Genomic DNA, 12973 nt, shown 5'->3' with positions numbered 1-12973 from the left:
AATGAAAAAAGCGGAGAAGGTATTAGCATTAACGATGGCGGCAGTATTGGGGATTGCCCCATTAGCGGCGGGCTGCGGTGACAGCAAAAGTACCTCGGCATCAGGTACGGATTCATCGTCCAAACCGGTGTCAAGCAGCAGCAAACCGGCTGAGACAGAACCAAAGGATGAGACAAAGAGCGAAAGCTCAAAGGCCACGGAGGAATCCGGAGCGGTTGCGGATCTGGTGGCTGAGGCTTCCGGCCTGTCCGGAATGGAAGCCTACGAGTATTTTGAATCGCTGGCAGATAAGGGGCTCAGCAATGATGAAATTATTCAGTTCTTCATTGACCTTCCGATCTCCGAGGCGAATGCGGAAATCTATCAGCTGTATCAGGATGAAGGCTTTGAGATGTACGGCGAGGCTTATCCGGTCGGCGCCACCTACGATAACTTTGAGTGGAGTAATGGAATGGGTACGGAGATCACCGGGCCTTACAGCGGCAACAGCCTGAAGCTTCCGTTTACGGATTACATCGCGGAAGCGGATAAAGATGTCAGCTTCAATATCGGCGTGGTGTTCCATGGCTTCAGCCATCCCTGGCTGGTGAACTGGGTGGATTCGGCACGGTGGGAGCTGGACAAATATCCCAACGTGAAATACACAGTTCTGGACGGAGAATTTGATGACAACAAGATGGCGGAGCAGATTGACAGCCTGATCGCCCAGGGCGTGGACGGCATCATCGTCTGGCCGCAGACAGAGGCTGGGACCACTGCGGCGGTAAAACGTATTGTAGACGCGGGGATACCGGTTGTCACTGTAGACCGGCTGAGCGGGTGCAAGGATGTGGACGTCAAGGTAGCCGGAAATTTCCCGGCAAACGGCGCGCAGAACGGAATGTATCTGGTCTGGAAGCTGGCACAGGAGAGCGGCGGCAAGGAAATCGCCGGAAATATGGTCATGCTGAGGAAACCCCTCGGAAGTACGGCGGATGCGGTGAGAACCGGATATATGCTGAAGGTTCTCAGCTATTTCCCGGATATCCACATACTGCAGTCCTATTTTGACAGCGACAGCCGTGAAGAGGCGTACGTAAACGCCGAGACAGCCCTCAACGCGTTTGATAACATTGATATTTTCTACGGTACTGGTGATCACGAGGCGCTGGCGGCCCTGGAGGCTGTCAACGCGGCGGGACGCATGGACAGCCGTGAGGGCGGTAAGAAAATCATCTTCCTGAGCATCGATGATTCCAAGGAAGCCATCACCTGTGTGAAGAACGGCGACATTGAAGTGAATACACCGTACACGCCTCTGATTGCAGATGTGGGCGTGCGGGTAATGCTTCAGCTTCTGTCAGGGGCGGATCTTCCCAGCAACATCATCACACCGAATATCCCGATGGTTACCACGGAGGGAGAGGTTATCTTCGGCCTGCAGACTCAGAAGCCGGATGAATGGTATCAGTACACCTTCGGGCCGGATGTGTAACGGAACAGCCGTATTGGCGGCATAGATAGAATTACAGGGATGCCTCAGGACCTGGAGAGCCGGCATAAGTTCAAAATGCGCGGATCTTCCAGGGCTTGAGGCATCTGCCGAAAAAATCCGGAAGGGCAAGAATATAAGAATTGAAAGGATAGTTGCGATGAAAAATGAGCTGGAGAAGAAAGTAAAGATTTCAGATATCATCCTCAGCAATAACATATATATTTCTCTGATTATTTTTGCTGTGGCCTTTATTATATGTGCGGTCTGCGTCCCGAACATCCTGCTTCCATCCAATATCATCAGCGTGCTGAGAATGAATTCGATCAGTGGCATCGTTGCGATCGGTATGACGCTGGTCATGCTCACGGGTGAGATTGATCTTTCGGTGGGAGCGATCATGTCCCTGTCGCTGGCGGTGGGGTCCAAAGTGATCGAGGCGGGACAGCCTGGCGCTGCTCTGCTGGTGACGATTCTGACCGGCGGTCTGGCAGGAGGAATTAACGGTTTTATTATTGCCAAAAGCCGTGTGGCTTCACTGATGATCACACTGGGAATGTCCATGGTGTATGGAGGAATCGCGAATATTGTTGCGAATGGCCAGGCCACCTATCTGTATAACGCTCAGCTCTGGCTGGATCTCGGCAAAGGAAATGTGCTGGGGATACCGGGGCCTGTGGTGATATTTATTGCGTTAATTATTGTGTTCTCGATTATAATGGCAAAGACTGAATTCGGCAGGCAGGTGTATTTTACGGGTGCCAACAGCAATGCCGGATGGCTCTCAGGTATTAATATAGATGTGATAAAAATAGTAATTTTCATACTCTGCGGATGCATGGCTGCCCTGGCAGGGCCGCTGCTGTCTGCGCAGGTAAACCGTACAATTCCCACGCTGGGTGACGGCTATGAGGTGACGGCGATTGCGATTGCCGTGCTGGGCGGCACATCACTGGACGGCGGCAAGGGTTCCATCGGAGGGACGCTTCTGGGCGTGCTGACGCTGGGATTTTTGACTAATGCGCTGTCGCTGTCAGGTATGGGGACTTATGTGGAAAAAGTTTTAAGGGGTATTATCATTATCGTTATTGTAGTGGTTTATGAGTTTGCCAAACGGCGGGCACGCTGAAGCAGCCCGATCAGATATTTCAGACAGGAGTGAAAATTACATGATTAAGAAAAAGAGTATTTTTTCCAAAGATAATATCTTGATATTTATTCTGATTATTGCGCTGATCGCCGGAGCTTTTGCATCCCCGACGTTTTTGAAGCTGAACAACATCAAAAATATTCTGTTCAGCTGCTGCGTTTATGGAATTCTGGCGGTGGGACAGGCCTGTGTGATGATTACGAAGGAGATTGATCTTTCTATCGGCGCGATGATTGCTTTTCTTCCCACACTCTCCATTCAGATCATTGACAGGCTGACAAAGCTGGCACAGGGGAAGAGCATCATTGTGGGAGGCAATTATGTGATGACAAACTGGATGCTCATCGTGCTGCTGACCATGGCCGGAGGCATCCTGATGGGGATGGTCACCGGGTTGATCGTAGTAAAGCTGAAGGTTCCTTCCCTGATCGTGACACTGGGCACGATGACGGCCCTGTCAGGGCTGGTGTATGTGTTGTCAGGAGGTTACGACCTCTATCTGACGAACATGGAAGGCGTGAACTGGGTGGGAACCAAAGCCGCAGGCAATGTGATACCGGTTAATTTCATCATCTTCCTGTCCATCGGTATCGTCATGGCAGTTCTGATGAAATATACTAAATTCGGCATGCGCATGTATTCTACCGGAGGAAAAGAAAAGGCGGCGGCCATTTCCGGCATCAACACAGGCAGGTGGAAGATCATCGCGTTTATGATCAGCGGCCTTTGCGCCGGAATTGCCGCAATCATCTATTGCTCCAGGATGGAAACCGTGGGGGCGAGCCAGGGCAGCGGCTATGAGATGACGGCCATCGCCATGGCGGTAGTCGGCGGCGTGACGCTGGAGGGCGGAAAGGGAACAATTATGGGAACCGTGCTTTCCACCGTGCTGCTGACAGTTGTGCTGAATATCCAGCAGCTCCTGGGGCTGGTCTCCTGGTACCAGAACCTGACGATCGGCATCATTATTGTGTTTGCCGCCCTTCTGCATAACTATAAGGGGAAACGTTTTAAAACAACACTGCAGACAACAACTTGAAAATATGGGCTGAGGCACAGCTCACGCTGTTCCACAAAGTATACTCCAGAGTATCCCGTAACTCATGCCCCTGGCGGGGCAGGGGGAACAGTTTGCACTGTTCCACAACGTATAAAAAGGCGGTACATAATATGAAAGAAAAATTACTGTTAAAAATGGAAGATATCCGAAAGAGTTTTTTAGGGGTTGAAGTGTTAAAGGGCATTCATTTTGAACTGAAGTCAGGAGAGATCGTTTCTCTGGCAGGGACAAATGGGGCCGGAAAATCTACGCTTTCCAATGTGATCATGGGCATCTACACGAAGGACAGCGGGGAGATGTGGATCAATGGAAAAGAGGTTAATTTTGAAAGTCCGAAGGATGCGGAAAAGTGCGGCGTTGGGATGGTACATCAGGAACCTACACTTGTGAACAACATGAAGGTATATGAAAATATTTTCCTGAATAATGAGCTGATCAGGAAGGGGCTGTGGCTGGATGCGGAGAAGATGAGGCAGGAAAGCCGCAGAATCCTGGATTTTATCGGATTTGACATTGATCCCAATGAAAAGGTTGAGAATCTGACGCTGGTTCAGAAAGAGGTTGTGGAAATCGCGAAGGCCATGCTATTGAATCCCTCCATACTGATTCTGGACGAAGTGACGGCGCCCCTGAATCTGGCGGAGGTGGAGCATCTTTTCCAGATCATCCGGGATTTGAAGAAAAAGGGAATTGGCATTATCTTCATCGGCCACAAGATTAAAGAGCTGACTCAGATCTCTGACCGGGTCGTAATCATACGTGACGGCTGCAACGCAGGAGAAATTGACAATTCTGAAGGGAATGTTGAAGAACGGGTGATCATCCATTCCATGCTGGGCGAGACTGAGGGATGGCAGGAAGAGTACAGTGAGAAGAAGGTTGAAGAGAGCAGGGAGGAAGTCCTTTTGTCCCTGGAGAGCTTCGGGCGGAAGGGCGCCTTTGAAGATGTCACCTTTGACCTTCATAAAGGAGAGATTATCGGTCTGGCAGGGCTGAAAGGGTCAGGTATCACCGAGCTAATGTTTTCTATCTATGGAGCTGCTCCGGGAGATACCGGAGTGATGAAGCTGGAGAACCGTGAAATATCCCCCAGAAGTCCCCACCAGGCCATACGTCTTGGGATTGGCATGATTACCAATGACCGGCAAAAGGAGAATATCGCCATGACCCAGTCGGTGAAGGATAATATTATCATCACTTCCCTGAATGAGTTTAAGACAAGATTCCGCACACTGAAGGGCAAGAAGCTGAAAAAGGTTTCTGACCAGTATATCGAGAAGCTGTCGGTAAAAACCACGGGCGGCAGCCAGCTGATTCAGTTCCTGTCGGGCGGCAACCAGCAGAAGGTTGTCGTGGCCAAATGGATGCTCAGGGATATGAAGGTGCTTCTGATTGATGAACCGACGCGCGGCGTGGACGTCAAAGCCAAGAATGAAATTTATGATCTGCTGATCGAGCAGAAGCGTCAGGGAAAAGCTGTGATGGTCAGTTCCCCGGAAGAACGGGAACTTTTAAATATTTCCGATCGGATACTTGTAGTATCTCACGGAAGAATTCGGAAAGAAATCCGGAAGGGCGATCCGGAATTTTCCGAAGCAGGTCTGATGGAGGCGGTGCATGCTTCCTGAACGGGGGGAAAGGAAGTTTTAGGCTAAACACTGCGGGTTTACAAATCCAATGCAGTGATGTATAATAAATCACGGGAATGAAGTTCTCCCCTGGGAAACCAAAACCGCTTATTAAGCTGATGACTTCTGTGATTAAATTGTCGCAGAAGTCATCAGCTTTTTTGCGCCCAAAGGAGGAAATTTTATGTTAACATCACTTGCACTTATCTTTCTCGCAGGCCTGTCTGTTGCTGCAATTTGCCACAGGCTGAAATTGCCGCGCATTGTCGGGATGCTGATTACAGGTATCCTATTGGGTCCTTACGTTCTGGACCTGCTCGATCCGTCGATCCTGTCAATTTCTTCGGAGCTGCGGCAGATTGCGCTGATCATTATTCTGCTTAAGGCCGGGCTGTCATTGGACCTGGCAGATCTCAGGAAGGTGGGGCGTCCGGCTATTCTGATGTCCTGTGTGCCGGCAAGCTTCGAAATACTTGCCTTTTTCCTGTTCGCGCCCGCTGTTCTCGGAGTTACACGAATTGAGGCGGCCGTAATGGGAGCTGTTCTTGGGGCTGTGTCCCCGGCGATCGTTGTGCCGCGCATGGTCCAGCTCATGGATAGGAAATACGGGACGGCTAAAGGGATTCCGCAGCTTATTCTGGCGGGGGCCTCCTGTGACGACGTTTTTGTGATCGTCCTGTTTACTACCTTCATCAGCATGGCTCAGGGAGGCAGCGCACATCTCCTGGATTTTATGAACATTCCGGTTTCCATTGTTTTGGGAATCGCGTTAGGGGTTTTTGCCGGATACTTACTCAGCCGGTTTTTTGAGACAGCTTATGCGCACAAACATTATGTCAGGAATAGTATGAAGGCCATTATTGTTCTAGGCAGTTCTTTTCTACTGATTGCGGCAGAGGGCTGGCTGAAAGGGATTATATCCATTTCCGGGCTTCTGGCGGTTGTGAGCATGGCCTGTGTTCTTAAAATAAAAAGTACCGTCTTTGTGTCGAAAAGGCTGTCGGAAAAATTTGGAAAACTGTGGCTTGCCGCGGAAGTTATATTGTTTGTGCTGGTAGGGGCCGCGGTGGATATCCGTTATACCCTGGGCGCGGGCGCAGCCGCCATTGGTATGATATTTATTGCTCTCATATTCCGGGCTTCCGGCGTATTTCTCTGCCTTCTAAAGACCAGCCTCAACGCCGGAGAACGGCTTTTCTGCGTGATCGCGTATCTGCCCAAAGCGACAGTACAGGCAGCGATCGGTTCTGTCCCGCTTGCGGTGGGTCTGCCATGCGGCCAGATCATTCTTTCAGTGGCTGTTCTGGCCATTCTGATCACGGCACCCCTGGGGGCAATTGGAATTGACATTGGATATAAAAAGCTGCTTACTAAGGAAGAAAAAAACAGTTAAGAGTGAACATGCAATATGATTTCAGACATACAAGGCCAGGCAGTAGTTAAATGCAACTGATGTGAATGTGTTTGGATGCGAAGCGGGAGGAAAAGGCTGTTATAAATAATGGAAAGTGTTTTCTCTGCTCCTTGCGGCGTTTTTTCTTTTGTGCTATACTAAATCGATGCAGGAGGGGAACTGATGATACAGAGAGACAATCTGCTTGGCAGGTTAAATAAACAGTACAGCACGATGAGCAAAGGCCAGAAGCGGCTGGCCGATTATATTTCCGATCACTATGACAAAGCTGTTTTTATGACGGCGGCAAGACTGGGCAGTGAGGTAGGAGTCAGTGAATCCACAACAGTCCGGTTTGCTGTACAGATGGGCTATGACGGTTTTCCGGAATTTCACCGTGCGCTGGAGGAACTGGTGATGAATAAGCTGAATTCCATCCAGAGAATGGAAGTCACTTACGGCAGGATTCCCCAGTCGAAGATTCTGGACACGGTGCTTCAGGCGGATATTGATAAGATCAAGTTAACGCTGGAGCAGACGGACAGGGAGGCTTTTAACCTGGCGGTAGAGACAATTCTGAAGGCGGAGACGATCTATGTGGTGGGGATTCGGAGCTGCGCGCCTCTGGCCAGCTTCCTTAGCTTCTATCTGAATCAGATTTTCCAGAGCGTGAAGCTGGTGACGACTAACAGCGCCAGCGAGCTATTTGAGCAGATGATTCGCATTAATGAGAAGGACGTGATCATCGGCATCAGCTTTCCAAGGTATTCCATGCGGACACTGAAGGCGATGGAATTTGCCAACAACCGAAACGCGAAGGTTATTACGATTACCGACAGCGTGCATTCGCCGATGAACCTGTATTCTTCCTGTAACCTGATTGCCAGAAGTGATATGGCCTCTATCGTGGATTCACTTGTTGCGCCGCTGAGCGTTATTAATGCGCTGATCGTCGCACTCTGTATGAACCGGCAGAAGGAAGTCATGAACACCCTGGAGACTATGGAGAAGATCTGGGATGAGTATCAGGTATACAGCAGCGATGAAATCAATTATCTGGATGATAAACTGAAGCTGCATCTGCAGAAGCCGGGAGAGAAGTATGACTAAGGTTTTAATCATAGGAGGAGGCGCCGCCGGAATGGCTGCAGCAATATTTGCAGCGGAGCGGGGGTGCGGCGTGCATCTGTTCGAACAGAATGAAAAGCTGGGAAAAAAGCTGTTTATTACAGGCAAAGGCCGGTGCAATTTTACCAACGTCTGTGAGATGGATCAGCTTTTTGCAGGGATTGTGAGCAATCCCAAATTTTTGTACAGCTCTTTTTATGGATTTACGAATCAGCAGGCAATTGAATTTTTCGAGGGCCTGGGGGTGAGTACCAAAGTGGAACGAGGCGGCAGGGCTTTTCCGTCCTCGGATCATTCCTCTGATATCATCCGCGCCATGGAGCGCAGGCTGAAGGAGCTGGATGTGAAGATCCACCTGAACAGCCGCGTCAAATCCCTGATTACTGAACCGGCAGAGGATGCGGCTTCCGGAAAAGGCCGGGTTACCGGGTGCGTACTGGAGAATGGCGCGTCCATATCCGGCGGCTGTGTGGTTGTGGCGACAGGAGGCTTTTCCTATCAGTCCACAGGTTCCACAGGGGACGGATACCGGTTTGCGGAGGCAGCGGGCCATACTCTGAGAGAAATCAGGCCTGCGCTGGTGCCCTTTGTGACTAAGGAGGAGTACATCACCCGGCTGCAGGGGCTTTCTCTTAAAAATGTTACCCTAACAATCAGCGATGGCAAGAAAAAAAGGTTTGAAGAGTTCGGGGAGCTTCTGTTTACTCATTTCGGGATCAGCGGGCCTCTGGCCCTGTCGGCCAGCTCTTATGTGGGCAGGTATCTGAAGGACGGGGAACTGTCCGCATGCATAGACCTGAAGCCGGCGCTGACAGAAGATCAGCTGGACGCCCGGCTTCTCCGGGAATTTGGAGGTGCGAAGAACCGCCGGTTCAAGAATGTGATCCCGTCTCTGTTTCCGTCCCGGCTTGTACCGGTGATGCTTGAGCTGGGAGGCATTCCGGGGGAGCAGCCTATTCATGAAATTACGCGGGAAGAGCGGATGGCGTTTGTATGCAGAGTAAAAGCCTTTCCTTTTACCATCACAGGTACGAGAGATTATCAGGAAGCGATTATCACTCAGGGCGGCGTTTCCATTAAGGAAATCAATCCATCGTCGATGGAATCTAAACGAATAGAAAATCTGTATTTTATCGGTGAGGTGTTGGATCTGGACGGGGTGACCGGAGGATTCAACCTGCAGATTGCCTGGTCCACAGCCCATACAGCGGCAAAGGCAATCGCCGGAAAGGAGTCATATGAGTTTTCAGATCGCAATTGATGGTCCGGCGGGCGCCGGAAAAAGCACAATCGCGAAAGAGGTGGCCAGGCGCCTTCAATATGTCTACATTGATACCGGAGCCATGTACCGGGCCATGGGACTCTATTTTGCAGGCTGCGGCATAGATTTAGATTCAGAAGAGGAAATCGGCAGAGCCTGCGGCGGAGCCGAAATCACGATCCGCCATGTGGACGGCCGCCAGCAGGTCTACCTGAACGGGGAAAATGTGACTGAACAAGTGCGCACAGAAAAGGCCGGAATGCTGGCTTCTAAGACCAGCGCATACCCAGAGGTGCGCCGGAAGCTGGTGCAGCTGCAGCAGGAGATGGCCAGGATACAGGATGTGGTCATGGATGGCCGGGATATCGGGACGGCAGTACTGCCTGAAGCGCCGCTGAAAATATACCTGACAGCCAGTGTGGAGACCAGGGCCAGGCGCCGCTTTCTGGAACTGGAGGCCAAGGGGTCGCCGGCGGACCTGGCAGAGATTGAGGCAGACATAGAGAAAAGGGATTATCAGGATATGCACCGTGAAATGTCGCCTCTGCGCCAGGCGGAGGACGCAGTTTATCTGGATTCCTCAGATATGACGGTAGAGGAAGTCGTGGATGAGATATTAAAGCTCCGCAGACAGTCGGAGTAAGCTTAGATCTAAGATAAGAGGATAAGACACAGGAGAGATTGTATGGAAGTGACCGTTGCAAAAAGCGCCGGATTCTGTTTTGGAGTCCGGCGGGCGGTAGAGCAGGTCTACCGGCAGGTCCGGGAAGGCAGGAAGCCGGTCTACACCTACGGGCCGATCATCCACAATGACCAGGTCGTCAGGGATCTGGAGGCCCAGGGAGTGCAGGTGATTCATTCGGAAGAGGAGCTGGAGGCTATCAGAGAAGGGACGGTGGTCATCCGTTCTCATGGAGTGCCCAGAAGAATTCAGGAAAAGATCGAGAGCCAGGGGCTGGCATGTGTGGACGCCACCTGTCCGTTTGTAAAGAAAATACATAAAATCGTAGCCGAGGAAAGCAGGAGGGGGGCAGTCATCGTAATAGCAGGAGACGACTCCCATCCGGAGGTGGACGGCATCAAAGGATGGGCGGAAGGGCCTGTCTATGTGGTGGAAACACCCGAGGATGTGGACAAATTGGCGATTCCTGATGAAAAAAGGGCGGTTTTGGTGGCTCAGACGACATTTAATTACATCAAATTTGAAGATTTAGTTGAAATTTTTTCTAAAAAGCGTTATGATAGTAATGTTATAAATACAGTCTGTAATGCGACAGAAGAAAGGCAGTCAGAAGCGCGGCAGATTGCGCAAAAGGTAGATGCTATGATTGTCATCGGTGGCAGACATAGTTCTAATACACAGAAGTTGTACAATATTTGCAAAAAGAAATGCAAGAATACTTACTTTATTGAGACACTCGTTGATTTGGATGTTAAGCCTTTTCAATCATTTCGTCACGTAGGTATTACAGCAGGGGCATCTACCCCAAATAAAATAATTGAGGAGGTTCAAAAACATGTCAGAATTAAGTTTTGAACAAATGCTGGATGAATCATTTAAGACAATCAGGAACGGAGAAGTAGTTGAGGGCACAGTAATCGATGTGAAAGAGGATCAGATCATTCTCAATATCGGTTATAAGGCCGACGGTATCCTGACCAAGAATGAGTATTCCAATGACTCTTCCGTTGACCTGACTACCGTGGCGAAAACCGGTGATAAGATGGAAGTAAAAGTCCTGAAGGTGAATGACGGAGAGGGCCAGGTTCTTTTAACATATAAGAGACTCGCGGCAGAGAAGGGCAATAAGAGACTGGAAGAGGCCTTTGAGAACCATGAGGTCCTGAAGGCGAAGGTGACTCAGGTACTCAATGGAGGTCTCAGCGTGGTTGTGGAAGAGACAAGGGTCTTCATCCCGGCCAGCCTGGTTTCGGATGTATATGAGAAGGATCTGAGCAAATATGCGGATCAGGAGATTGAATTCGTAATCACTGAGTTCAATCCGAGAAGAAGAAGAATCATTGGTGACAGGAAGCAGCTGATTATGGCTGAGAAGGCGAAGCTCCAGGAAGAGCTGTTCGCACGCATTCAGCCGGGCGACGTTGTGGAAGGAACCGTTAAGAACGTGACAGATTTCGGTGCGTTTATTGATCTGGGCGGCGCGGATGGCCTGCTTCACATCTCAGAGATGTCCTGGGGACGTGTGGACAACCCGAAGAAGGTGTTCAAGGTTGGCGAGCCGATCAGAGTCCTGATTAAGGATATCAACGGGGACAAGATCGCCCTGAGCCTGAAGTTTGAAGAGGAGAATCCCTGGCTGGACGCTGCTGATAAGTATGCGGTCGGCAACATTGTAGAAGGTAGGGTAGCGCGTATGACAGATTTCGGCGCGTTCGTTGAGCTGGAGCCTGGTGTGGATGCATTGCTCCATGTTTCCCAGATTTCCAGAGATCATGTGGAGAAGCCTTCAGATATTCTCTCTGTAGGGCAGATCATTGAGGCGAAGGTTGTGGATTTCAACGGTGAGGACAAGAAGATTTCCCTGAGCATGAAGGCTCTTGAGAATTCCGCGCCGGTGGAAGAAGAAGCTCCGGAAGAATAATTTTATAGAATAAGCCAGAAATCAGAGGATGACGGTAAAGCTGAAAGGCGGCTCCGACATCCTCTTTTTGACGGGTTGACAGGAACAGGCCTGTTTATCATCTGGCTTGAGTGATGATTTCCTCCAGAAGATCACTGGCATAATCCTTCAGCTTCTGCCCGCTGTCCGGCCAGCAGTCATCCGGTAAAAAATAAGCTGGTCTTTGGCGGTATCCGGCGTAGAAGGCAGGGCTGAAGCGTGGGTACGGCTGCGGGAAGAAAAGCCCGGCGGCTTTCTGATAGCAGTTGGACGGCCTGGCCTTCTGACGGTGAGCGGGGTCCACATAGACGCCGACACTCTTATGTATGGCTTCATCCTCCAGAGGTAGATAGTAATAGTCCTTGTAATTATCATAAAAATGTTTCATGGTTCCTTCTTTGCCGCAGACTGTGAGAGCAGCTTTGCAACCTTTGGCTTCCAGAGCATAGCGCTCATGTCCTGCAAACAGCGGCCGGGGCAGAGGTATGATGAGCTGCAGCGGCAAAATCAGCCGTTGTTCTTCAAAAACAGGATTGGACACTGTGAATCCGCCGCTTCTCAGAGAAGAATAAGCTGTCACAGAATACAACGGCAGAAGTCCACATACGTCGTCGTGATTGTGAAGGAGAAGGAGTCTCAGGAGCTCCTCTGATCCACTGCCCAGATATTCCTGATAGCGGCTGATCAGCTCTTTGCCGCTGCAGCAGTCTTTTCTGGGGATTTCCAGCAGCCTTTCCACATCCTTTTGTTTCAGGGAGGACAGAGAAAGCAGGCTGCGGAAAGGCCGGACCATGCGGTACAGATCCAGGCTTTCCATATGGGCAAAGGGATCGGGCAGCCGGTAATCTTCATATTTGTGAGCAAGATAGGGCAGGTCAAAGCCCTGTCCGTTGTAATGGATGACCTGTGTGAAGCCAGAAAGAAAGGATGAAAACTGCAGGAGCAGTTCCTTCTCTTCTGAAGGCTTCTGCAGGAACCATTGCTGGAGAGTCCAGCAGCCGTTTTCCATGAATGCCGCCCCGATCAGATATAAATGGGAAGTTCTCCAGGACAGCCCTGTAGTTTCAATATCAAAAAACACGGAATGGTTCAGTTGTTCCAATAATACATGGAATTTAATATTTTCAGGGAATATCAGTTCTTTTTGAATGACCATTTAACAATTCTCCTTATTGTGCTATAATAACATACGTTGTGGAACAGTGCAAACTGTTCCCCCGCCCCGCCAGGGGCATGAGTTACGGGATACTCTGGAGTATAC

General features: G+C 50.2%; 11 protein-coding genes and 1 riboswitch. Of the genes, 10 read left to right on the top strand and 1 reads right to left on the bottom strand.

Features of this window, described 5'->3' with window-relative positions:
- The first annotated feature begins 1 nt into the window (after position 1).
- The 10 genes from H9Q79_RS05190 (at position 2) to rpsA (ending at position 11694) form a co-directional block, all read left to right on the top strand.
- Positions 2-1474, top strand: coding sequence for a sugar ABC transporter substrate-binding protein (locus tag H9Q79_RS05190; protein WP_249329333.1), 1473 nt, complete (start codon positions 2-4; stop codon positions 1472-1474).
- A 157-nt stretch (positions 1475-1631) separates the two neighbouring features.
- Positions 1632-2600, top strand: a complete 969-nt coding sequence (locus H9Q79_RS05185; RefSeq protein WP_118643713.1) for an ABC transporter permease — start codon at positions 1632-1634, stop codon at positions 2598-2600.
- A 40-nt stretch (positions 2601-2640) separates the two neighbouring features.
- Positions 2641-3660: an ABC transporter permease gene (locus tag H9Q79_RS05180; protein ID WP_249329332.1), complete on the top strand. Its 1020-nt coding sequence runs from the start codon at positions 2641-2643 to the stop codon at positions 3658-3660.
- Positions 3661-3791: 131 nt separating this feature from the next.
- Positions 3792-5309: a sugar ABC transporter ATP-binding protein gene (locus H9Q79_RS05175; RefSeq protein WP_249329331.1), complete on the top strand. Its 1518-nt coding sequence runs from the start codon at positions 3792-3794 to the stop codon at positions 5307-5309.
- A 64-nt stretch (positions 5310-5373) separates the two neighbouring features.
- Positions 5374-5445: riboswitch (Fluoride riboswitch) on the top strand.
- Between the two features lie 48 nt (positions 5446-5493).
- Positions 5494-6702: a cation:proton antiporter gene (locus H9Q79_RS05170; RefSeq protein ID WP_249329330.1), complete on the top strand. Its 1209-nt coding sequence runs from the start codon at positions 5494-5496 to the stop codon at positions 6700-6702.
- Positions 6703-6885: 183 nt separating this feature from the next.
- Positions 6886-7812, top strand: a complete 927-nt coding sequence (locus H9Q79_RS05165) for a MurR/RpiR family transcriptional regulator (protein WP_118643721.1) — start codon at positions 6886-6888, stop codon at positions 7810-7812.
- Positions 7805-9091, top strand: coding sequence for a BaiN/RdsA family NAD(P)/FAD-dependent oxidoreductase (locus H9Q79_RS05160; RefSeq protein ID WP_249329329.1), 1287 nt, complete (start codon positions 7805-7807; stop codon positions 9089-9091). Before H9Q79_RS05165 ends, H9Q79_RS05160 begins: the two co-directional genes overlap by 8 nt.
- Complete coding sequence (cmk, locus tag H9Q79_RS05155) at positions 9069-9734, top strand: (d)CMP kinase (RefSeq protein ID WP_249329328.1); 666 nt, start codon at positions 9069-9071, stop codon at positions 9732-9734. The genes H9Q79_RS05160 and cmk overlap by 23 nt, the downstream gene beginning before the upstream one ends.
- A 42-nt stretch (positions 9735-9776) precedes the next feature.
- Complete coding sequence (gene ispH, locus H9Q79_RS05150) at positions 9777-10628, top strand: 4-hydroxy-3-methylbut-2-enyl diphosphate reductase (RefSeq protein ID WP_249329327.1); 852 nt, start codon at positions 9777-9779, stop codon at positions 10626-10628.
- Entirely contained in the window at positions 10609-11694 is a 1086-nt protein-coding gene (gene rpsA / locus H9Q79_RS05145) for a 30S ribosomal protein S1 (protein ID WP_118643727.1), read from the top strand. The genes ispH and rpsA overlap by 20 nt, the downstream gene beginning before the upstream one ends.
- Before the next feature lie 97 nt (positions 11695-11791).
- Here rpsA and H9Q79_RS05140 read toward each other — a convergent pair whose 3' ends face one another.
- The gene (locus H9Q79_RS05140) at positions 11792-12868 is read right to left on the bottom strand and encodes a ribonuclease H-like domain-containing protein (protein ID WP_249329326.1); all 1077 of its coding nucleotides are present in this window, start codon (positions 12866-12868) and stop codon (positions 11792-11794) included.
- Positions 12869-12973 lie beyond the last annotated feature (105 nt).

It is taken from the genome of Wansuia hejianensis (assembly GCF_014337215.1).
In the GTDB taxonomy this organism is placed as follows: Bacteria; Bacillota; Clostridia; order Lachnospirales; family Lachnospiraceae; genus Scatomonas; species Scatomonas hejianensis.
Note: the sequence above shows the minus strand (reverse complement) of the source record. Positions and strands in the feature narration are given on the sequence as shown.